We start from the raw sequence: 21,072 nt of genomic DNA, 5'->3' as shown, positions 1-21,072 counted from the left end.
CTTAATTCTGAAGAAATTCGTGTTTAAAATAGCTTCATCTGTCCATCCTTGAATTCAGCATGAAGTTTGCAATTAAGTTTAGGACGTTCTTCTTCTCGCATATAAAGTTTCCTGGCTATTTTAAATTGTTGTTTTACCTGGTCTGCAAACTCTCCTTCCCCTTTCATTCTCGTACCAAACCTACTATCGTTAAGACTTCCACCATGGATATTTTCAATTTGATGCAGGACTTTATCAGCTCTATCAGGCATGGTTTTTTTAATCCAGTCTGAAAATATTTCACCGATCGCACCATTCAGCCTTACGATCGTATAGCCCACCCTTAACGCTCCTCTTTCTGAAACTTCCTTAACCAGTGGTAAAATTTCGTGGTTATTAATAGATGGAATTATGGGAGCCATCATCACGGTAACCGGAACATTGGCATTCGCAAGTTTTTCCACCGTCTCCAGTCTTTTTTTGATCGAAGCTGTTCTTGGTTCCAGTATTCTCCTTGTTTCTTCCTGAAGCGAAGTGATGGAAATTGCAGCGCTCACAAGATTATCCTGCGCTAGCTCTTTCAATATATCCAGATCTCTTTGAATAAGTGCATTCTTAGTAATAATCCCTACTGGATGCCTGTACTTCAGAAAAGTTTGTAATAAAGATCGAGTGATCTTCAATTCCTTCTCAACGGGTTGATAACAGTCCGTATTCCCCGAAAGTACGATAGGTTTAGCCTCCCATGATCTGCTTTTTAGTTTTTGCTCCAGAAGACTTACTGCATTTCGCTTTACCAGGATCTTCTGTTCAAAATCCAGTCCTGCGCTATAGCCCCAATATTCATGAGAATTTCGGGCATAGCAGTAAATACAGCCGTGTTCACAACCTTGATATGGATTTAACGAATAATCCATACCAACATCTGGACTTGTAACTTTGTTTACAATACTCTTTGGGAAGGTATCTATGATCGTGGTTTTGGAAGAACTTGACTCATCCCCTTCCGCAGCACAATAATTAAGAAAATCATCTCTCATTTCATGGCTGTGTTCATGAAATTTATTGGAGATGTTGAGCTGAGCTCCACGACCTTTGATATATCTTTCTATAGACATATCACAAAAATATGGAATTTATCCTATTTCATGGATTTTTTACAAGTTTTATAGTTTAGAAGAGTTATTTACTATAGCAAGAATTGCTTTTAAATCTTTCTCAAAATCTAACCAATACTTAAATCTTGTCTCAATCTCAGCCTGGGCAACAGGATAATCTTTATAGAAATTCTTTAATTCAGATTTTAAGCTTTTTTTCATCACATTATTTAAAAACATGATTTCACCATCTGCTCTTTCAAAAGTGTAGAAAACTTGGGAATTATTGATGGCTCCACCAGTTGTGAAAATTGAATATTTATAAAGATTAGTATTGGGACCGATAATTACCGGAGCAAGAAATTTCTTTTTACCTTTTTTGGTAGGCTTGGAATACATTTCATAGGTGATTCCCTTATCGGTCATTGAATAAGCTTTGATGTCATCTGGTAGAAACCTTCTGAACTCTCCTTGGTGATCTTTCACTTCTATTACCGAAATAAAATAATCTTTGGTTGCACCAGAGAAAAATCCCTGTTTATTTCTAATTTCAGCCTGTATCGTATCATTATTATTATCGATATAATAACCTTTTGAGGTCTTTTGAGCAGCAACAATGTTTATTGAACACAGTAAAATAGTAATGAAAATATAATTCTTTTTTGTTTTCATATTAGTTACTAAAAAAGGCTTGATTTTTAAATTTTAGCATATTAAATGTATTCCAAAAACCAATATGATATTCAAAATTGCAAGGATTATTTTGCCAGGTGAAACGACTCAAAAATTTTCATTAATCCTTGCCTCTGCATTACCCCGGAGATAGCCTCCAAAATCAAAAAACCCCGTGCATGACGGGGTTTTCTTGCTTTATTAATTGGAAAGAATTCTATTTCCCTGGAAAATCAGCTTTTCTTTTTCCAAGGAATGCCGTAGTTCCTTCTTTAAAATCCTCGGTTCCAAATGAACGTCCGAATTCATTGATTTCAGTTTCAAATCCGTTCACACCGTGCTCATAATTCGCATTTATTGCTTTTATCGCACCACAAATGGCCACTGTTGAATTCTTCAGGATCTTTCCAGCAATATTTTCTGTGAATTCAATTAATTCTTCAGGAGCCACCACATGATTTACAAGATTGTATTGCAAAGCCTGGTTCGCATCTATCATCCCTGCAGTCATGATCATCTCCATAGCTCTTCCTTTACCAACTAATTGTGGTAAACGTTGCGTACCTCCATATCCAGGAATTACTCCAAGAGAAACTTCCGGAAGACCCATTTTCGCATTATCACTGGCAATTCTGAAGTGTGCCGCCATAGCAAGTTCAAGTCCGCCACCCAGGGCAAACCCGTTCACTGCTGCAATTACTGGTTTTGAAAAATTCGCTACATAATTGAACAGCTTTTCCTGTCCCTCCGCTGCAAGTCTTTTACCTTCTTTCGGGGAATAATCTGCAAATTCACTAATATCTGCGCCTGCTACAAAAGCTTTCTCTCCGCTACCGGTGATGATAACCAGTTTAACATCGTCATTGGCTTTTGCCGCTTTAAAAGCATCATGAAGTTCCTGAATGGTTTCACGATTAAGGGCATTTAATTTTTTTGGTCTGTTTATAGTGATGGTAAGAATATTATCATCAATCTCTTCTAAAATATTATTGTAACTCATAAATTTTATTTTGGAAATCTTACGTTAAATATAGTGCCTTTATTCTGTTTTGAAACAAAACTGATCGTCCCGTTATAATTCTCCACAATATTTTTCACCATTGCGAGTCCGAGACCCATCCCGCTGGATTTAGTGGTAAATTTAGGTTCAAATACCTTGTCTTTGTTCTCTTCGGAAATTCCGGAACCATTATCTGAAACCGACACACAAACTGTAGATTCTTCTTCTTCTACCATTACCAGAATATGTGGATCTTCAACATCCTTAAGTGCCTGAGTAGCATTTTTTACAAGGTTGGTCACCACCCTGATTAATTGTGTTCTATCAAACTTAGCCAGAATCTCTTCTTTTTCGCACTTGAACTCGATATATTTTTCATTGAAAATATCCAGAGCAAGTTTTACGATCTTCGGAACGTTTAGCGTTTCATTTTGCTGCGCCGGCATTTTAGCGAAATTGGAAAATGCCGAAGCGATTGAGCTCATCGTATCGATCTGGTTAATTAAAGTATCGCTATACTCTGCCACTTTTTGATCTATCTCAGGGTCATTTTTATCAAAATTTCGCTGAAAACTCTGCACGCTTAACCTCATTGGAGTAAGCGGATTTTTAATCTCATGGGCTACCTGTTTTGCCATTTCTCTCCAGGCTTGCTCCCTTTCACCAGTTGCCAATTTTACTGCACTTTCTTCCAATTCATCGATCATACTATTATATGCAGAGACCAACGCATAAATTTCTTCTGTTGCGTTAGAAAGTTCGATCTTCTGATTTCGTTTATCAAGCCTGGTCTGGTTGATCTTTTCTGATATGATCTTTAAAGATTTGGTAATATATTTTGAAAGGAAAAAGGAAAGAATGATCGCGATTAGCAGCATAAATAGGTAAACCTCAGCCATTCTCACCAGGAAATTATTAAGGTCACGATTTAACAAGCTATCATCGGGAACGTATGGCAAATAAAGTATAGCCAGAGGTTTAAATCGCTGGTCAACAATATAGGTATAAGAAGACTGAAATTTCTGACCGTTAATTTCCGTTTTCTTCAAATATGTCTTATCCGAAGAAACATCCAGTTTAGCCAGTATTTCATTTGGTATTTTTAACGCCGTGGTATCTTTAAAAAAAGATTCATCAGATTTTATGATCAGCCTTCCGTCGAGATCATAGATATGGATTTGCATTTCATGAACCTCAGCCATCTCATCTATTTTGTGTCTCTCACTAAAGATAGGTTCAAGATTTTCCGTGTCTACGACATAAGTAGTACTGGCCAGAATAAATTTGATGTTCTCCAGGATCGCCTTTTGTTTTCTCTCCAGACGTTCTTCGTGATAATTTTCAGCTTCTTGCTTATATTGATAAACTGTTACCCCGAAGATCAGGATCGAAGCTCCAAGCACCAATAAGATCATGGAGATAAAAATCCGGGTTCGTAAGGATAATTTTAGCAGTTTCATAGTAGCCAGTTGCCTCAATTGTTACAATTATCGCACCATTTCAGGCCTCAGGATTTTTAGATCTGATTCGTTTATAAATCCTAATTCCCAACATCAGCATGATGGCCAGAAGAAAAATTCCAATGACGCCGTAGATCCAGTTAATGGCATCCCTAACGATAACCAGGAATATTACTGAAAATAAAATAAGTGTGGAACCCTCGTTCCAGATCCTCATCTGGTTTGAAGTCCAGGTAATTACATTTTTCTGAAATTTTTTAAAGATGAGATGACATTTAAAATGGTAAGCGTATAGCAATACCACAAACGCGAGTTTTACATGCATCCAGGGCTGCTGCAACCATTCCGGGATCATATAGAGCAGGCTGAAGGCGAAAATACTTGCCAGGATCGCCGATGGCCAGGTGATAATATACCATAACCTTCTGGTCATCAATTTTAATTGATCTGTAAGAATCGTTTTTTCAGGTTCATTTTTCTGACTTGCTTCTATGTGGTAAACAAAAAGTCTCGGGATATAGAACAAACCCGCAAACCAGGTGATCACAAAGATCAGGTGTAGGGCTTTAATATAATTATAGTATTCCATCAGGCTTTTAAAAAGTGATAATGGTTCATTTTAGAAGCTAAGATAGTATGGAAAGGCTTTTGTCCAATAAAAGACTCTAAGAGATTTCTCTTCATAAAAATATGGTTAGCGCAGTTTTAAAGATAAGGAATTAAAGAAATCCTGAAGTTCATCGATTATTTCAGGGTATTTACTATTTCTTTGTTCAAATAATAAGCTGTCACTATCGTACTCAGGACATCAGCTATAGGAAAAGAGATCCAGACACCAATTTCATCAAAGTAATTCGGAAGTATTAAAATTAAAGGAATGAATATAAATCCCTGCCTGGAAAGCGTTAGCAGAAATGCGGGAACCGCCTTACCTATCGCCTGGAAATAGGCCGCACCAATTAACTGAATAGCTACGATTGGTATTGCAGCAAAAACCCAACGCATGGCAGATGGAGTTTGCTCTATTATTGATGGTTCCTGAGTAAAGATTTTTACGAGCGCCGGGGCGAAAAACATAATTCCCAAAAAGATCAATAAACCCATTAAACAGGAATATAATATGGCCGTATTGATACTCTTTCTTACCCTCGAAAATTTTTCAGCGCCGTAATTAAAGCCTGCGATGGGAAGAAATCCTTGAGTAACTCCGAGCACGGGGAATAATGCGAACATGAGCATTCTGGCGATAATTGCATAAACAGTAACCGAATCTTCACCACCTAGGTCAAAGAGAATATTATTCATCAATAAATAGGTCACACTTACCACAGCCTGCCGTGCAAGTGTCACCACACCTAAAGAAGAAATCTCTTTTAAAATTGGAAAATCAAGGCGGAAGTGAGAAAAGCTTAATCTCAATTCCGAATTTTTAGAAAGGAAAAACCAGACAATATAACCCAGACAAAACAGATATGAAGCAGTGGTTGCAAGTGCCGCACCTTCCATTCCCATATCCAGCCTGTTAATTAGAATATAGTCGAGTATTAAGTTTCCAACTGAAGGAATAATCATCGCCGTCATGGCGAATCTAGGTTTACCTTCTGCCCTAATCACATTATTACCCATCATGGCCAGCGCCAGGAGAGGAACTCCGCATAGAACGATGATATAATAGATCTTTGCAGGATCAAATATTTCGCCTTTTCCACCAAAAGCCGGTATAAGATCATCTACGAAAATAAGTCCGGGAATTACCAGCCCTATTGCTAATAAAATTGTAAGCGTGATCTGGTTTCCAAAAGTTTTCAAGGCTTTCCCGTGTTCATCGGCTCCCAGTGCCCTGGAAATTATAGAAGAACCTCCAATACCAATCGCCATACCTAAAGCGGCGATAAAGAAAGATACCGGTAGCACAACGTTGATGGCTGCAATAGCGATAGGACCAATCCAGTTTCCAACAAAAATGGTATCGACAAGTATGTTTAAGGACATTACAAGAATTCCAACGGAAGCAGGAAGCGCCTGTTGAATAAGAAGCTTTCCAATAGGCTTTTCGCCCAGTTCTTTAGAATTCTTGACTGCCATCAGGCTTCAACAGGCTTTTGGTGAGCCCATTCGTCTATCCAACGTGATAAAACTTTAACCCAATCTTCACGGTCATTAAGGCAAGGTACCACGGTGAATTTTTCTCCACCAACTTCATGGAAAATCTCTTCCCCTTCCATAGCGATTTCTTCCAGCGTTTCTAAACAATCTGAAACAAATGCCGGAGTAACAATGGCCAGTTTTTTCATTCCCTGTTTTCCGAATCTTTCAATCGTTCTGTCTGTATAAGGTTTTAGCCATGGATCAAATCCAAGCCTTGATTGAAAGGAGACGCTAAAAGTATTTGGTTTCAGCTCGAGGTATTCGGCAACAAGCCTTGTAGTTTCAAAACATTGATGACGATAGCAAAATTGATGGGCTGTTGATGCCGTCTGGCAACATGAGCCATCGATCTTACAGTGCGAATTTGTGACATCACTTTTCCTGATATGTCTCTCAGGAACTCCGTGATAAGAAAATAAAATATGTTCGTACTCTTTATCTTTCAGAGTTTCAGCGATACTGTTTCCCAGAGTCCTGATGTAATCTGCGTGATTGTAAAACGGTGGGACTGTAGTGAACCTCATTTCAGGAAAATGTTCCTTTCTGAGTTCTTCGGCAAGCACCAAGATAGTTTCTGTAGTTGCCATCGCGAATTGCGGATATAATGGAAATAGCAAGACTTCGTTTACTCCTTTATCATGTAATTCCTGCAATCCCTGCATTATGCTTGGTGTACCATAACGCATAGCCAAAGCGATAGGTACAGAAGTTTGCTCATCGACCTTGGATTGAAGTCTTTCTGAAAGAACAATCAACGGAGATCCCTCTTCCCACCATATTTTCTGATAAGCTTCAGCAGATTTTTTTGGTCTCGTGTTAAGAACAATTCCTTTTACCAGGAGCGTTCTAGCCCACAAAGGAACATCAATAACCCGCTCATCCATCAGGAATTCGCCAAGGTATTTTTTTACATCTTTTGGGTCGGTACTTTCGGGAGACCCCAGGTTAACCAGCAGTACACCTTTACTCATAATTTTTCTTTTTCAGCTCAAAAATAATATTCTATAGGGTTCTTTTCATAGAATTTTCATCGGACTTTTCTATGATCAGATAATGATCAGTTGGACATGGCAAATTTGATGCACCTTTCCAAATGATCAAGAAATTCCGGTTCCGTATAAGAATCAGAAGTATGACCTCCACCGGTGTAAATTGAAATGCCTCCGCCGCGATAATTTTGATACCAGGCTATTGGATGAAATTTCCCATTTTCTCCACCCTCATAAGATGTTTCATCCAGGCTCATCAAAATATTCAGGCCTTTAGAAATATCTTCATAATTATACCATTCATCTGTTCTAATCCAGGTTTCCTCCTGAAAATCTTTCAGTGTAACATGATTTCTGTTTTCAATAAGAATTTTTGCTTCCTGAATTTTTGGGTGACTTTTAAACTTTGCTCCTACAAGATCTGTATACCAGGGCCAGCCATATTCGGTATCTGCAGCGGCATGTATTCCGAAAAAATTACCGCCATTGTCCATATAGGCCTGAAAAGCATTCTGCTCGTCCAGGTTAAGAATATCGCCAGTTGTATTTAGAAATATGACCAGATCTAAGTCATTCAGGTCATTCTCCGTAAAAAATCTGCTATCCTGGCTGGCTATGGTTTTAAATCCGTTTTCATTAGCTAGTTGTTGAATAGCCTGAATTCCGGTTTCGATAGAAGAATGTCTAAAACCTTCTGTTTTTGAAAATATCAAAACCTGTTTGTCCTGCGCTTTTAAATAAAAGCCGGAAAAAAGTAAGAAAATGAGTAAGTAGTAACGCATGGCTTAATTTACTGAAAGTGTATATTTCTTCGGAGTCGTTCCAAATTTCTTTTTAAATCCTGCTATAAAATGGCTCGCTGTGCTATAACCCACTTTTAAGCCTACTTCATTTACATTGTATTCGCCGGTTTCCAATAATTTACGGGCATATTCCATTTTATAGTCGAATAGAAAACTATAAACCGAATCGCCATAGATCTGTTTGAACCCCTCTTTTAATTTTTTCAAGCTCAGACCAATTTCATCAGATAATTCCTGAAGACTTGGTGGTTCGGCCATTCTTGAGATCACAATATCTTTGGCTCTTCTAATCTTTTTAATATTCTCTTCGTCGCTTAGAAACGGACATTGTTCCAGGTCTGGATTTTCAGCTTTATTGAAATAGAGGCTTAGCAGTTCAAATGCCTTAGCCTTGAAATATAGGTTTTTAATACTTGGCGTAAGATTAAAATTCATCAATTGATTCAGCACCACCGCCATGGAAGGTGAAATTGCCGCGTCCTTATAATATTTCTTATCCTTGTTGTCGGCGCTGAGAAAAGTGATGTAATCGGCTTCTTGAGAAAATAATGCGTGAAACTTTTTTATAGAAATAACCAGTGAAATAAGCCAGGATTCCGGTTCCATAGAAACATTTAAAGGCAGATCCCTCTGTGGATTATAGAGAAGCAAAGAATTCTCTTCCTGTAGCGGCAACTCATAATTCCCGTTATTAAAAAGAAACCTGCTGTTACCCTTTACATTGAAATGAAACTGAATAAAACTATTGTCTATATCTCTGGACATAAGTTTACTACCTCTGGTATCGTTCTGAAATTTCAGAATAAAAAAACCATCTTCTATCTTTATCTCCTCAGAGATACTTACAGCGTTATTTTTTAAATGATCTTCCATATTATTCAATTTTTATCTATTTAGAATCAGTCTAAACAAATTACCTGAAACAGGCTATCATTACTACAAAAGTATGGCATTTTGAAGTTTTCGGTCTTAAATTAACGATATTTATCATCTATCGACACATTTAGTGCTTCCAGCGTTACTTTTTGATTTAGCCTTGTCTTATTTTTGCACGCGTATCATCCTAAACAGATACATGGAAGATTATCATATTTCTAGAGGAAAGCACTTTTATACTATTGGTTTAAGCTACAAGAAAGCTGATGCCGAGATCAGAGGACATTTCAGTCTTACTGAAGAATCAAAGCAAAAGCTTCTGGAACAGGCTAGAGACGAAGGTATTGATGGTATTCTGGTCACCTCAACCTGCAATAGAACCGAGATCTACGGTTTTGCGCAACATCCCTTTCAATTGATAAAATTACTTTGTGAACATACTCACGGAACCGTTGAGGAGTTTGAAAAAGTAGCTTACGTATATAAAAACAAGCAGGCGATCTCTCATATTTTTAGAGTCGGTACAGGACTGGACAGCCAGATCCTTGGAGATTTTGAAATCATCAGTCAGTTAAAAATAGCTTTCGTAAGATCTAAGAAATTAGGTCTGGTGAATGCATTTCTGGAGCGTTTGGTGAATGCGGTGATCCAGGCCAGTAAAAGAATAAAGAACGAGACAGAGATCTCTAGCGGGGCAACTTCTGTTTCTTTCGCTTCGGTACAATATATATTGAAGCATATAGAAGATGTTTCAGAAAAGAACATTTTGCTTTTCGGAACCGGGAAAATAGGACGAAATACTTGTGAAAACCTGGTAAAACATACCAGGAACAATCATATTACTCTTATTAACCGGACAAAGGATAAAGCGGAAAAGATCGCTGGAAAGTTCAACCTGATCGTCAAGGATTACGCCGATCTACAGGCAGAAATTAGAAATTCGGATATTTTGATTGTCGCTACAGGTGCTCAAAATCCAACTATTTCAAAAGAGCTTATTTATCCTAAAAAAGAATTACTGGTTCTGGATCTTTCTATCCCGAAAAATGTTTCAGACGATGTAGATGAACTGGAAAATGTGAAACTAATTCATCTTGACCATCTTTCCCAAATGACAGATGAGACATTGGAAAGAAGGAAGCAATTCATTCCACAGGCACAGGAGATCATCGCTGAAGTGGAAGAAGATTTTAACCAGTGGCTGGAAACGAGAAAATTTGCACCAACCATCAAAGCTTTAAAGAAAAAGCTGAAAATGATGAAAGATGCAGAACTCGATTTTCAGAGAAAGAAAATAACCGATTTTAATGATGAACAGGCAGAAATCGTGAGCAACAGGATCATTCAAAAGATCATGAAGCACTTCGCCAATCATCTAAAAGGAGATACGGAAACTACCGATGAAAGCCTGGAACTTATCCAAAAGGTTTTTCAGCTTGAAGAAGTTAGAAAATGAGCAAAGTAATTAGAATTGGTACGCGAGACAGCGAACTGGCCCTATGGCAAGCGAAAACCGTTCAAAATGCTCTAGAAAAAACAGGTCATAAAACTGAACTTGTTCCAGTAAAATCCACAGGGGATCTTAATCTTGATCAGCCCTTATACGAAATGGGAATTACCGGCATCTTTACCAAAACCCTTGACGTCGCAATGATCAAAGGGGATGTTGATATTGCCGTTCATTCCATGAAAGATGTTCCTACTGCGCTGCCAAAAGGCATTGTGGAAGGTGCCGTAATGAAAAGAGCCAGCAATAAAGACATTCTTGTTCATAAAGGAGTGGAATTTCTGGAAAATGAGAACGGGACGATCGCAACCGGTAGTCTTAGAAGGAAAGCGCAATGGTTGCACAAATTCCCGGAACATAAGGTCGTGGATCTTCGCGGAAATGTTAATACACGCATGCAGAAGCTGGAAGACAACGACTGGAATGGTGCAATTTTCGCTGCTGCCGGCCTCGAAAGAATTGAGATTAAACCTGAAAACTTTATAGACCTTAATTGGATGATTCCTGCACCAGCCCAGGGAGCGATGCTTATTGTAGCAATGGAAAATGATCCTTATTGCCGTGAGGCTTTGGCGATGCTGAATCATGAAGAATCTCAGGTTTGTGTACATATAGAACGAGAATTTTTGAAAGTCCTGGAAGGCGGTTGTACCGCACCAATTGGAGCATTAGCAAAAAAGGTAAATGGTCATATTCATTTTCACGGAGCGCTTTTCAGCCTTGACGGAAAAAAGAAAATTGAGGTAGAAAGAGCTCTTCCGTATGAAGAAATTGAAAATATGGGAAAAGAATGCGCTCTTGAAATTCTGAATAATGGCGGAAAAGAATTAATGGCGAGCATCAAATCTGTATTAAACAACTGATCTATGGCAACGGTGCTTTCTACAAAAAAGCTTGCTGTAAATCAAAAGGAATTATTGCTGAATGCAGGCATTGGCCTTGTAGAATATGATGCTATTTTAATAGAATTCATAGATTTCAATATAAATGAGAAGATCATACCCAATGCAATTTTCACAAGCAAGAATGCTGTAAAGGCTATTCAGAAAAAAGATGTTAGAATTGAAAATTGCTTTTGCGTAGGGGAAAAAACTGCGGCGCTGGCCAGGAATAATGATATTTCGGTAATAGAAGTTGAAGCAAACGCCAAAGATCTCGCCAATAAGATCATTGATAAATACAAGGATAAAAAATTTCAGTTTTTCAGCGGTAACAAGCGCAGAGATGAATTACCTGAAATATTGATAAGACATAACATAAATTTTAAAGAGACCACAGTTTATAAAACCGGGTTAAGCGTTGAAAGATTTGAATCTGAATTCGACGGAATTCTATTTTTCAGCCCCAGTGCGGTACAGAGCTTTACGCAGGAAAATGAGCTTAAAACGACTGCCTTTTGTATTGGAGAAACCACTGCAGAAGAAGCCAGAAAACATACGGAAACGGTCATTACAGGCTCTAATCCGGCTATAGAAAATGTGATCGTAAAAGTTGTCTCGAATCTTAAAGACAAATAAAAACATCAGGAAATGATTAAGAACGACCTGTTATTAAAAGCATTAAAAGGAGAATCTGTAGAGCGTCCACCAGTTTGGATGATGAGACAGGCAGGAAGATATTTACCGGATTTCATGAAACTAAAGGAAAAATATGATTTCTTCACTCGTTGCAGAACTCCAGAATTAGCTACCGAGATCACTGTTATGCCTATCAGACAGATCGGTCCTGATGCTGCTATTCTATTTAGTGATATCCTGGTAGTGCCACAAGCGATGAACATCGATGTAGAAATGAAACCAGGTGTTGGTCCATGGTTACCGAATCCTGTAAACACTGCAAAGAAGGTAGATAATGTGATCGTTCCTGATGTAAATGAGGAATTACAATATGTATTTGACGCCATAAAGCTTACCAAACAGGAATTAAATGATGAAGTTCCGCTGATCGGTTTTGCCGGTTCACCTTGGACGATCCTTTGTTATTGTGTACAGGGACAGGGTTCGAAAACCTTTGATAAGGCGAAAAGATTCTGTTTCATGGAGCCGATAGCTGCACATACTTTACTTCAGAAAATTACCGATACAACGATCGCTTATCTAAAAGAAAAAGTAAAAGCAGGTGTTGATGCAATACAGCTTTTTGATTCCTGGGGCGGGCTTCTGGAACCTAAGGATTACCAGGAATTTTCCTGGCAGTACATGCAGCAGATCATCAATGCTCTTAAAGATGAGGTACCTGTGATCGCTTACGGAAAAGGATGCTGGTTTGCTTTAAAAGAAATGTCTCAGTCCGGAGCTTCAGCATTAGGAGTCGACTGGACGTGTGAAGCTAGAAATGCAAGATATTTAAGTGGCGGCCAGATCACTTTACAGGGAAATTTTGATCCCGCGAGGTTATATTCTAAGCCTATCGAGATCAAATACATGGTAAACGATATGATCAAAGCTTTCGGTAAAGACAGATATATTGCTAATCTTGGTCATGGAATTCTTCCGGATATTCCGGTAGACAATGCCAAGGCTTTTGTAGATGCGGTGAAAGAATACAGGGGATAAATGATCGTTAAAAGGCTTCGGAGTTTATCTTTTAAAAGCTTCTTCATTTTAGGAGGTGTTTTTATAACAAAGCCTTTTTTAATTCTTCCGACCTACCAAGGAACCAGGAATACGATTCTAGCCTGTAATGATTGTTTTGGAAAAAAACATCATGGAGACAACAAGGCTAATGCGTTCAGACATGCGTTATGGAACTATATGCTTTGTGAACAAGCTTACCGTAGAACAGGTTCTGTTGAGCAAGCTATTGAATGGAGCAAAAAGATAACCGACCTCCACGAGGATCTCTCTCCAAATGCTGAACTGGCCAGAGCCATGGATCTCCATAACAATAGGATTGGCAGGGAATTCTTTGCAGCAAAATTCGAAACCGATCATGATCATATTCAGGAATTCAGACTAATGAGTCAGAATGCTTTAAAAATATCTTCCATCGAAGATATGATGATAATAAAAAATGAGTTGGTCTATATAGAAGATTGAAATTTCAAAAGATGAAAGAGAAGTTTTACCAATATATTCAGGATTTACAGGATAAAATTACTTCTAAACTTGAAGAAGTAGACGGAAAAGCAAAATTCCAGGAGGATATTTGGAAACGCGCTGAAGGCGGTGGCGGCAGAACAAGAGTTATTGAAAATGGCGCAGTATTTGAAAAAGGCGGAGTAAACATTTCTGCTGTTTACGGTGCGCTTGCCCCTGCTATGCAAAAGTATTTTAAAGTTGGCGACGTAGATTTTTTCGCTTGTGGATTGAGTTTAGTGCTGCATCCTAAAAATCCGATGGTCCCTACAGTTCATGCGAACTGGAGATATTTTGAAATGTATGAAAAGGATGGAACGGTAATAGACCAATGGTTTGGAGGTGGACAGGATCTTACTCCATATTATCTCTTTGAGGAAGATGCAAGACATTTCCACCAGGTATCTAAAACTGCCTGTACACCACATGGTTTTTCACTTTATTCTGAATATAAGAAGAAATGTGATGAATATTTCTGGAATGCACATCGTGATGAAGCACGAGGAATTGGTGGATTATTCTTTGATTATTTAAAAGGTGACAGTCATATGAAAATTGAAGACTGGTTTAATTTTGTTACCGATATTGGAAATTCTTTTCTGGATGCCTATGTACCAATCGTAGAAAGAAGGAAATCACTATCTTATACTTCAGAAAACCGAACCTGGCAGGAAATAAGAAGAGGTCGCTACGTGGAATTTAATTTGGTTCACGATAAAGGAACTTTATTCGGGCTTAAAACAAATGGCCGTATAGAAAGTATTCTTATGAGTTTGCCACCACATGTACAATGGGTGTACGATCATCACCCGCAAGAAGGTAGTCCTGAAGCTAAACTCCTGGAGGTTCTAAAAACTCCAAGATCATGGGTCTAAAATCTTTTTTTTCAGTATTACTTCTTTTTTCGTTTTTAGCTCTGGGAGCTCAAAATTCTGAATCACAAACCGATTCTATATCTAAGGGCGAATACATCCAGAGTTTTCCCGATAAGTTCACGGCAAGGCTTTTCTATGTAAATACTTCTAACTCCTTTGAACTAAGCAACAGAAATACAGCGGAGTCAATCTCTTTAATTCCTAACAAACAAGATAAAATAGGATCCAAAGTATCCTATAGAGGATTGAGCCTTTCCTACTCTTACGCACCAGATTTCCTGGCTGAAAATGAGGATAATGAAGGTTCGCGTTTATTCAATATCAACTTGCGGAGCTATTTTGGAAAATGGATGCAAACCATAGATGTTTATAGCGAAAAAGGCTTTTACGTAAAAAATGCTTTTAATGAAGTCTACCTTCCAAAAACAAAATCGTTCAAAATTGGTGGTACCACAGGTTATATTTTTAACGAGAATTTTTCGTTCAGAGCTATTACAAATCAAGATGAAAAACAGGTAAAAAGTGCCGGTTCTTTTATTCCTCAATTAATTTATTATTATACCAATTACAAAATTCGCATTGAAAATGAAGGCGATCAGGGAGTGGACGAAAAATACCATTCTACAGATGTGGCAATTAATCCCGGCTATTATTATAACTGGGTTCCTACTGAAAATTTATTGCTATCTGCAGGTGCTTCCGCGGGAATTGGCGCGAATTTTTCCAGTGGTTCCAATGCTGAAAGTTTAACTTCATTCCTATACGATTTAAATTTTAGAGGTGCGCTTTTATATGATTTTTCAGACTTTTATGCCGGAGCGCAGTATAGCTACCTGATTTTAAACCATAATTCAGATCGTTCTACCTATACCGAAGATAATATTCCATATTTTCAGGCCTTTATCGGCTATAGGTTTGATGCACCGAAAAGGGTGAAAGAACTTTCAGATAATATCAACGATAAGATAGATTCAATAAAAAATTAAAGACATGTTTCCATTACGCAGAAATAGAAGATTAAGAACTAACGAAGCTATAAGATCTATGGTTAGAGAAACTATTATCTCGCCAAATGATTTTATCGTTCCCCTATTTATAGTTGAAGGGAAAAATGTAAAAGAAGAGATAGGATCTATGCCCGGATATTTTAGGTATAGTCTTGACAATATTGAAAAAGAAGTAAAAGAACTCTGGAAGCTTGGATTAAAATCTGTTTTACTTTTTGTAAAGGTTGCTGAAGACCTTAAAGACAACGCAGGAAAGGAAGCCATCAATCCTGAAGGCCTTATGCAACGAGCTGTAAAAACTGTGAAAAATGCTGTTCCTGATATGATCGTTATGACCGATGTAGCTCTTGATCCATATTCACAATATGGGCATGACGGAATTATAGATGACGGAAATGTTTTAAATGACGACACCTCAGCAGTTCTGGCCGAAATGTCGCTTTCTCATGCAAAAGCAGGTGCCGATTTTGTTGCACCGAGCGATATGATGGATGGACGTATTTTCGAGATAAGAAGCTTACTTGAAGATGAAGGTTTTCACGATACGGGAATCATGAGCTATTCGGCGAAATATGCCTCTGCATTTTATGGTCCATTTAGAGATGCCCTGGATTCAGCTCCTGTGGAAGCTCAGAATATTCCGAAAGATAAAAAGACCTACCAAATGGATCCATCCAACCGTGATGAGGCCATTAGAGAAACGTTGATGGATATCGATGAAGGTGCAGATATAGTGATGGTAAAACCTGGATTATGTTATTTAGACATCGTTAGAGATATAAAGAATACAGTAAATGTTCCGGTTTCTGTTTACCAGGTAAGCGGGGAATACGCCATGATCAAAGCTGCTTCAGAAAAAGGCTGGCTAGATCATGATGCAGTAATATTAGAACAGTTAACAGCCATCAAACGTGCCGGGGCAGATATGATCGCTTCCTATTTCGCAAAAGATGCCGTGAAATTGATCTCCTAATCACAAAAAAATAACTAAATTTTAAAGTTACGAATCGTTTTTAGCGGTAGCTTTGTATAGTGAAAAATAAGAAACATACTTTTCTGGGTATCTTGTTGTTGCAGGTGTTTATTCTTACCTCAACCACAAATGTTTTTGCTTTTTCTGAACCGTATCTGGATCTGGATTCGAGAAAAGGAGAATTTTTCCAGGTCTCTTTTAACAAGCAGGCGGTTCTAATTGAGGAAAGTATCTCTGAAATTAGTTTTCAGAATTCATCAGAATTTGAAAATGACTTTTTTCCTTTTTACCCGGACTATCAAGCACAAAATTTTTCACACGGTCTCTATTCTGAGTCTGATTTACATCCTGATTTTCAGACAGATCTCCGAAATATTCTGAAGACTCAGATCTATCCTTTTCACTCCTTCTGGTAAATAATTAGAGTTTTATTGATTAAAAAGTATCCCGCGATCAAAAGATTCCGGGATCGTATGCAATTACTTTAATTTTTATAAAAATGGACAAATTTTCAATAATGATAGGAACAGCGCTGCTTATAGTTTTCATGTTCCCAATAATCTATGTTTTAATAAAACAAAAATCAAGAGAATCGAAATTAAGAAACGAACTGAACAAACTGGCTTCTCAGCATGGACTGAATATAGACCGTTTCGAAACTTTCGGCCATCTAAGCCTTGGTCTGGACAGCAACAATAAAAAGCTTGTGGTCATCGATCCTAAAACCGAAATAGATCATGAAATAATAGACTTGAAAAAAGTCAATAAGATCAATATTTCGAAGCGAATATTAAAAGATCAAAACAGGAAAGAGCATATTATTCATCTTGGACTGGAAATTCTGGAAAGAGATTCTGCAAGACTTACGGAGATTGTTTTCTATGATGAAGATGACTACGAAAGCACAGATGCTGAAATAAGATTACATGAAGCACAAAAATGGGATGAGATTTTGCAAAAAAATCTTGCCTTCTAAGTACCGTCTTTGCTTGATACTTATCAGCCTTCCTGAAATAAGGAGGGCTTTTTTATTCCCTTTTATCATTTCTTTGTAAAAAAATGCTTTCAGAATATATAAATTAGCCAGTCTAATAGACATTTAGGCGTATGGGTTTACTTATCACTTTTGCCGTATTATCAATATTTTTCTCTTTCATGTGTTCAATACTGGAAGCAGCGCTTCTTAGTATCACACCTTCATTTATCAAGATCAAAAAGAAGGAAGGGAAAGCTTATGCTACCACCCTAGCTCATTTGAAGCAGGATATAGATAAGCCGCTGATTGCAATACTTACCATAAATACCATTGCTCACACCGTTGGTGCAATTCTGGTAGGTGTTCAGGCAGAAAAAACCTTCGGAGATGGAGGTAATGCAGTGGGAATAGTTTCTGCGATCATGACACTGGCCATTTTAGTACTTTCGGAGATCATCCCAAAAACGATCGGAGCAACTTACTGGCAATCCTTAGGAAATTTCACAGCGAAAGCTCTTAAAATCATGATCTTTCCTCTGAAATATACCGGTATTTTATGGCTAATGATGCTAACCACTAAATTGATTGGAAAATCTGCACACGTAAGTACGATGAGTAAGGAGGAATTTGCTGCCATTACCGATGCTGCGGAAGAAGATGGAGTTTTTGAAGAAAGCGAAACCACCGTAATCAAAAACTTACTGGTGTTTAAATCTGTGGAAGCAAAAGATGTGATGACACCATTTTCAGTTGCGATTACCGAAGACGAGAGTATTACCCTGGAAGAATTTCACCAGACCCATAAAAACCTGAAATTTTCAAGAATTCCTGTATTCAAGGATAAATCAAATAATGTTTCAGGGTTTATCCTGAAAGATGATGTACTTGAAGAAATGATCGAAGATCGTGGTAAGCAACCGCTGAGCAGCATTAAAAGAGATATTCTGGTGACTAAGGATAATACTCCTATCCCGGAGCTTTTTGAGATCTTTGTTCAGAAAAGAGCGCATATTTCCATGATCGTAGACGAATATGGTAATGTAACCGGAATTGTTACAATGGAAGATATTATTGAAACCCTGTTAGGGCTTGAAATAATGGACGAGAGCGATAGCGTGGAAGATATGCAGATGCTGGCCAGGAAAAACTGGGAAAGGCGCGCTAAACGTCTTGGATTGATCCAGAGAAAACAAGATCAGGAAACTGAGAACGCCGTCGAGGGAGAACCTAAAACCAATGGAGAAAGCCAGGATTAACACTCCGCTTGGAATTGCTGAAATTAGCGGTGATGAAAATGGAATTTTTTCGGTTCAGGTTTTTGATGAGGGTGAAATTTCTAAAAATATACCTCAAGTTTTAGGACCTGCCTGTGTACAGTTAGCATCTTATTTCAAAGGTGAATTAAGGACCTTTGACCTAAACTTGAATCCCCAGGGAACGGATTTTCAGAAAAGAGTCTGGAAGCAATTAGTAGAAATTCCTTATGGAAAAACTACTTCTTATCTCCAATTATCCCAGGAATTAGGCGATGAAAAAGCGATACGAGCGGTCGCTGCCGCGAATGGAAAAAACCCATTATGGATCATAATTCCGTGTCACAGAGTTATCGGAAGTGATGGTTCGCTTACGGGATATGCCGGCGGTTTATACCGTAAAAAGTGGCTGTTGGATCATGAGAATCCGCCAAAACAGCAAAGTCTATTTTAAAAATCTTACATTCCTGTTATGAAAAAGTTATTCAAGATCATAGCCTTCATAATATCTTGTCTTTTACTTGTTTGTCTGATCTTGTATGCCACCGGCTACAAGTATATCTTCAAGGGCATTAAAACGACTTATCTCACAGGACACAAAACAGCATTTATAGACGACTATCCATATTTTGAAAACCATGTGATTCAAAATTCAGATGAAGTACAGAATTGGCCATTGAAGCAAGATTTTAATTCTATGGAACCGACTTCAAAATTAGATAGTTTGAATGAGGAGCTAGAAACCGCTGCTTTCCTGATCATAAAAAATGATAGTCTCTGGTTCGAGAAATACTACAACGGATATTCGAGCAAATCCAAAACGAATTCGTTTTCCATGGCTAAAAGCATTGTGACTGCTTTAATGTTCAAAGCAATTCAGGATGGTTTTCTTGAAAATACCGAGCAACCGGTTTCCGATTTTTATCCTCAATTTGATAAAGAGCTTACTGTTGGCGATCTATCTTCTATGGCTTCAGGTCTCAATTGGGATGAAAATTATTACAATCCTTTTGCCTCCACTGCCCGAGCTTATTTTGATGAAAATATCCGTGAACAGGTTTTGGAACTTGAAGTCGTGGAAACTCCCGGACAGGAATTCAAATATCTAAGCGGGAATACCCAACTACTGGGAATGGTGATCGAAAAGGCTACCGGAAAAAGTCTTAGTGAATATCTGAGTGAAAGTTTCTGGAAACCTCTAGGGATGAATGATGAGGCTTTATGGCAAATAGACAGCAGGGAATCTGGAATGGAAAAGGCTTATTGCTGTATTTCCAGTAATGCTCGAAACTTTGGTAAACTGGGCAAACTATTTATCAATTACGGCTCCTGGAACGGTAAGCAAGTATTGGATTCAGCTTTTATAGATCTAGCGTCCAAACCAAGATTCGAAAAAACGCCTTATTATGGTTATGGTTTCTGGTTGAGCGATTACATGGACAAAGATATTTTCTATATGCGCGGTATTTTAGGCCAGTACGTTATTATGATTCCTGAAGATAACCTGGTTATTGTTAGACTGGGCAGAAAACTGATTAGAAGTAAGGACGGAGACAAACATTACAAAGACTTTTATATGTATATTGATGAGACTTATAAAATGTTAGAAAATGCTTCATAAACTCAACCTGGAGAACGTTCTTTTCCTGGATATAGAAACAGTGCCGGAATTCAGAGATTATTCTGAATTAGACGATGAAAAGAAGGTCCTTTGGGAAGAAAAATCCAGATACCAGAGAAAAGAAGAATATACCGCAGAAGAATTTTATGAAAGGGCCGGTATCTGGAGTGAATTCGGAAAGATTATCTGTATTTCCGTAGGTTTTTTCAGCTTTAGAAATGGTAGTAGAAAATTTAGGCTTACCAGTTTTAAGGGAGAGGAAGAAAAGTTGCTTAGGGACTTTACTGCCTTGCTGGAAGAATATTTTTTTCAGCCTTATCACCTTCTCTGCGCACATAATGGTAAGGAATTCGATTTTCCGTATATCGCCCGTAGAATGCTTATCCATAATATGAGATTACCTTCAAAATTAAATCTATTCGGAAAAAAACCCTGGGAAGTACCTCATCTGGACACCTTGGAGTTATGGAAGTTTGGTGATTTCAAACACTACACTTCTCTGAAATTACTTACCCACGTGCTGGGAATTCCGTCACCTAAAGAAGATATTGATGGATCCATGGTTCGGGAAGTCTATTATGAAAAAGGAGAATTAGACCGCATCGTAGAGTATTGCGAAAGAGATGTGGTAGCGATCGCTCAGGTAATCTTGAAACTGAGGCAGGAGAATCTTCTTGGTGAATCTGAGATCGTTTCAGTATAAAGTATTCTTAAAATACTGTTATTCAGAAGTGAAGAAATATCGATTAACTTCTTAAA

Annotated in this window: 23 protein-coding genes; 14 read left to right on the top strand and 9 right to left on the bottom strand. The window is 38.0% G+C overall.

Features of this window, described 5'->3' with window-relative positions; genetic code table 11:
- Positions 1–23: 23 nt before the first annotated feature.
- The 9 genes from AC2S94_RS05305 to AC2S94_RS05265 all read right to left on the bottom strand — a co-directional run bounded on the left by AC2S94_RS05305 (position 24) and on the right by AC2S94_RS05265 (position 9,021).
- Positions 24–1,097, bottom strand: coding sequence for a PA0069 family radical SAM protein (locus AC2S94_RS05305; protein WP_484630472.1), 1,074 nt, complete (start codon positions 1,095–1,097; stop codon positions 24–26).
- A gap of 48 nt (positions 1,098–1,145) precedes the next feature.
- Positions 1,146–1,748: a hypothetical protein gene (locus AC2S94_RS05300; RefSeq protein WP_484630471.1), complete on the bottom strand. Its 603-nt coding sequence runs from the start codon at positions 1,746–1,748 to the stop codon at positions 1,146–1,148.
- Between the two features lie 217 nt (positions 1,749–1,965).
- Positions 1,966–2,748 carry an enoyl-CoA hydratase/isomerase family protein gene (locus AC2S94_RS05295; protein WP_484630470.1) on the bottom strand — a complete coding sequence of 261 codons (783 nt, stop codon included), beginning with the start codon at positions 2,746–2,748 and terminating at the stop codon, positions 1,966–1,968.
- Positions 2,749–2,753: 5 nt separating this feature from the next.
- Positions 2,754–4,208 carry a sensor histidine kinase gene (locus tag AC2S94_RS05290; protein WP_484630469.1) on the bottom strand — a complete coding sequence of 485 codons (1,455 nt, stop codon included), beginning with the start codon at positions 4,206–4,208 and terminating at the stop codon, positions 2,754–2,756.
- Between the two features lie 40 nt (positions 4,209–4,248).
- The gene (locus tag AC2S94_RS05285) at positions 4,249–4,797 is read right to left on the bottom strand and encodes a CopD family protein (RefSeq protein WP_484630468.1); all 549 of its coding nucleotides are present in this window, start codon (positions 4,795–4,797) and stop codon (positions 4,249–4,251) included.
- A gap of 155 nt (positions 4,798–4,952) precedes the next feature.
- Positions 4,953–6,293, bottom strand: coding sequence for an MATE family efflux transporter (locus tag AC2S94_RS05280; RefSeq protein WP_484630467.1), 1,341 nt, complete (start codon positions 6,291–6,293; stop codon positions 4,953–4,955).
- On the bottom strand, positions 6,293–7,327 hold the full coding sequence (gene hemH / locus AC2S94_RS05275; RefSeq protein WP_484630466.1) for a ferrochelatase: 1,035 nt from the start codon (positions 7,325–7,327) through the stop codon (positions 6,293–6,295). The genes AC2S94_RS05280 and hemH overlap by 1 nt, the downstream gene beginning before the upstream one ends.
- Positions 7,328–7,413: 86 nt before the next feature.
- Entirely contained in the window at positions 7,414–8,127 is a 714-nt protein-coding gene (locus tag AC2S94_RS05270) for a ThuA domain-containing protein (protein WP_484630465.1), read from the bottom strand.
- A gap of 3 nt (positions 8,128–8,130) precedes the next feature.
- Positions 8,131–9,021, bottom strand: a complete 891-nt coding sequence (locus AC2S94_RS05265) for a helix-turn-helix domain-containing protein (RefSeq protein ID WP_484630464.1) — start codon at positions 9,019–9,021, stop codon at positions 8,131–8,133.
- A 202-nt stretch (positions 9,022–9,223) separates the two neighbouring features.
- Between AC2S94_RS05265 and hemA the strand changes: the two genes are divergently transcribed.
- The 14 genes from hemA to AC2S94_RS05195 all read left to right on the top strand — a co-directional run bounded on the left by hemA (position 9,224) and on the right by AC2S94_RS05195 (position 21,016).
- Entirely contained in the window at positions 9,224–10,480 is a 1,257-nt protein-coding gene (gene hemA / locus AC2S94_RS05260; protein ID WP_484630463.1) for a glutamyl-tRNA reductase, read from the top strand.
- Positions 10,477–11,394: a hydroxymethylbilane synthase gene (gene hemC / locus AC2S94_RS05255; protein ID WP_484630462.1), complete on the top strand. Its 918-nt coding sequence runs from the start codon at positions 10,477–10,479 to the stop codon at positions 11,392–11,394. The genes hemA and hemC overlap by 4 nt, the downstream gene beginning before the upstream one ends.
- A 3-nt stretch (positions 11,395–11,397) precedes the next feature.
- Positions 11,398–12,048, top strand: coding sequence for a uroporphyrinogen-III synthase (locus tag AC2S94_RS05250; protein ID WP_484630461.1), 651 nt, complete (start codon positions 11,398–11,400; stop codon positions 12,046–12,048).
- Between the two features lie 12 nt (positions 12,049–12,060).
- On the top strand, positions 12,061–13,086 hold the full coding sequence (hemE, locus tag AC2S94_RS05245; protein WP_484630460.1) for a uroporphyrinogen decarboxylase: 1,026 nt from the start codon (positions 12,061–12,063) through the stop codon (positions 13,084–13,086).
- Positions 13,087–13,569 carry a DUF6973 domain-containing protein gene (locus AC2S94_RS05240; protein ID WP_484630459.1) on the top strand — a complete coding sequence of 161 codons (483 nt, stop codon included), beginning with the start codon at positions 13,087–13,089 and terminating at the stop codon, positions 13,567–13,569.
- Between the two features lie 11 nt (positions 13,570–13,580).
- Positions 13,581–14,483, top strand: a complete 903-nt coding sequence (gene hemF / locus AC2S94_RS05235) for an oxygen-dependent coproporphyrinogen oxidase (RefSeq protein WP_484630458.1) — start codon at positions 13,581–13,583, stop codon at positions 14,481–14,483.
- The gene (locus AC2S94_RS05230) at positions 14,474–15,469 is read left to right on the top strand and encodes a DUF4421 domain-containing protein (RefSeq protein WP_484630457.1); all 996 of its coding nucleotides are present in this window, start codon (positions 14,474–14,476) and stop codon (positions 15,467–15,469) included. Before hemF ends, AC2S94_RS05230 begins: the two co-directional genes overlap by 10 nt.
- 4 nt (positions 15,470–15,473) lie before the next feature.
- On the top strand, positions 15,474–16,463 hold the full coding sequence (hemB, locus tag AC2S94_RS05225) for a porphobilinogen synthase (RefSeq protein ID WP_484630456.1): 990 nt from the start codon (positions 15,474–15,476) through the stop codon (positions 16,461–16,463).
- A gap of 59 nt (positions 16,464–16,522) precedes the next feature.
- Complete coding sequence (locus tag AC2S94_RS05220) at positions 16,523–16,879, top strand: hypothetical protein (RefSeq protein WP_484630455.1); 357 nt, start codon at positions 16,523–16,525, stop codon at positions 16,877–16,879.
- A gap of 83 nt (positions 16,880–16,962) precedes the next feature.
- Positions 16,963–17,439 (top strand): hypothetical protein, encoded by a 477-nt coding sequence (locus tag AC2S94_RS05215; RefSeq protein WP_484630454.1) that lies wholly within the window; start codon positions 16,963–16,965, stop codon positions 17,437–17,439.
- A gap of 131 nt (positions 17,440–17,570) precedes the next feature.
- On the top strand, positions 17,571–18,695 hold the full coding sequence (locus AC2S94_RS05210; protein WP_484630453.1) for a CNNM domain-containing protein: 1,125 nt from the start codon (positions 17,571–17,573) through the stop codon (positions 18,693–18,695).
- Positions 18,676–19,146 (top strand): methylated-DNA--[protein]-cysteine S-methyltransferase, encoded by a 471-nt coding sequence (locus AC2S94_RS05205; protein WP_484630452.1) that lies wholly within the window; start codon positions 18,676–18,678, stop codon positions 19,144–19,146. Before AC2S94_RS05210 ends, AC2S94_RS05205 begins: the two co-directional genes overlap by 20 nt.
- An 18-nt stretch (positions 19,147–19,164) precedes the next feature.
- Positions 19,165–20,313: a serine hydrolase domain-containing protein gene (locus tag AC2S94_RS05200; protein ID WP_484630451.1), complete on the top strand. Its 1,149-nt coding sequence runs from the start codon at positions 19,165–19,167 to the stop codon at positions 20,311–20,313.
- Complete coding sequence (locus AC2S94_RS05195) at positions 20,303–21,016, top strand: 3'-5' exonuclease (protein ID WP_484630450.1); 714 nt, start codon at positions 20,303–20,305, stop codon at positions 21,014–21,016. Before AC2S94_RS05200 ends, AC2S94_RS05195 begins: the two co-directional genes overlap by 11 nt.
- The last annotated feature ends 56 nt before the right edge of the window (positions 21,017–21,072 follow it).

Source organism: Christiangramia pacifica, from assembly GCF_057221535.1.
Note: the sequence above shows the minus strand (reverse complement) of the source record. Positions and strands in the feature narration are given on the sequence as shown.

Bases quoted from the DNA above. Each gene is read 5' to 3' on its own strand.
- hemF (WP_484630458.1), top strand. From the start codon at position 13,581: ATGAAAGAGAAGTTTTACCAATATATTCAGGATTTACAGGATAAAATT.
- hemE (WP_484630460.1), top strand. From the start codon at position 12,061: ATGATTAAGAACGACCTGTTATTAAAAGCATTAAAAGGAGAATCTGTA.
- AC2S94_RS05250 (WP_484630461.1), top strand. From the start codon at position 11,398: ATGGCAACGGTGCTTTCTACAAAAAAGCTTGCTGTAAATCAAAAGGAA.
- AC2S94_RS05265 (WP_484630464.1), bottom strand. From the start codon at position 9,021: ATGGAAGATCATTTAAAAAATAACGCTGTAAGTATCTCTGAGGAGATA.
- AC2S94_RS05305 (WP_484630472.1), bottom strand. From the start codon at position 1,097: ATGTCTATAGAAAGATATATCAAAGGTCGTGGAGCTCAGCTCAACATC.
- AC2S94_RS05285 (WP_484630468.1), bottom strand. From the start codon at position 4,797: ATGGAATACTATAATTATATTAAAGCCCTACACCTGATCTTTGTGATC.
- AC2S94_RS05230 (WP_484630457.1), top strand. From the start codon at position 14,474: ATGGGTCTAAAATCTTTTTTTTCAGTATTACTTCTTTTTTCGTTTTTA.
- AC2S94_RS05195 (WP_484630450.1), top strand. From the start codon at position 20,303: ATGCTTCATAAACTCAACCTGGAGAACGTTCTTTTCCTGGATATAGAA.
- hemH (WP_484630466.1), bottom strand. From the start codon at position 7,327: ATGAGTAAAGGTGTACTGCTGGTTAACCTGGGGTCTCCCGAAAGTACC.
- AC2S94_RS05210 (WP_484630453.1), top strand. From the start codon at position 17,571: ATGGGTTTACTTATCACTTTTGCCGTATTATCAATATTTTTCTCTTTC.
- AC2S94_RS05215 (WP_484630454.1), top strand. From the start codon at position 16,963: ATGGACAAATTTTCAATAATGATAGGAACAGCGCTGCTTATAGTTTTC.
- AC2S94_RS05280 (WP_484630467.1), bottom strand. From the start codon at position 6,293: ATGGCAGTCAAGAATTCTAAAGAACTGGGCGAAAAGCCTATTGGAAAG.
- AC2S94_RS05270 (WP_484630465.1), bottom strand. From the start codon at position 8,127: ATGCGTTACTACTTACTCATTTTCTTACTTTTTTCCGGCTTTTATTTA.
- hemC (WP_484630462.1), top strand. From the start codon at position 10,477: ATGAGCAAAGTAATTAGAATTGGTACGCGAGACAGCGAACTGGCCCTA.
- AC2S94_RS05290 (WP_484630469.1), bottom strand. From the start codon at position 4,208: ATGAAACTGCTAAAATTATCCTTACGAACCCGGATTTTTATCTCCATG.
- hemA (WP_484630463.1), top strand. From the start codon at position 9,224: ATGGAAGATTATCATATTTCTAGAGGAAAGCACTTTTATACTATTGGT.
- AC2S94_RS05300 (WP_484630471.1), bottom strand. From the start codon at position 1,748: ATGAAAACAAAAAAGAATTATATTTTCATTACTATTTTACTGTGTTCA.
- hemB (WP_484630456.1), top strand. From the start codon at position 15,474: ATGTTTCCATTACGCAGAAATAGAAGATTAAGAACTAACGAAGCTATA.
- AC2S94_RS05240 (WP_484630459.1), top strand. From the start codon at position 13,087: ATGATCGTTAAAAGGCTTCGGAGTTTATCTTTTAAAAGCTTCTTCATT.
- AC2S94_RS05200 (WP_484630451.1), top strand. From the start codon at position 19,165: ATGAAAAAGTTATTCAAGATCATAGCCTTCATAATATCTTGTCTTTTA.
- AC2S94_RS05205 (WP_484630452.1), top strand. From the start codon at position 18,676: ATGGAGAAAGCCAGGATTAACACTCCGCTTGGAATTGCTGAAATTAGC.
- AC2S94_RS05295 (WP_484630470.1), bottom strand. From the start codon at position 2,748: ATGAGTTACAATAATATTTTAGAAGAGATTGATGATAATATTCTTACC.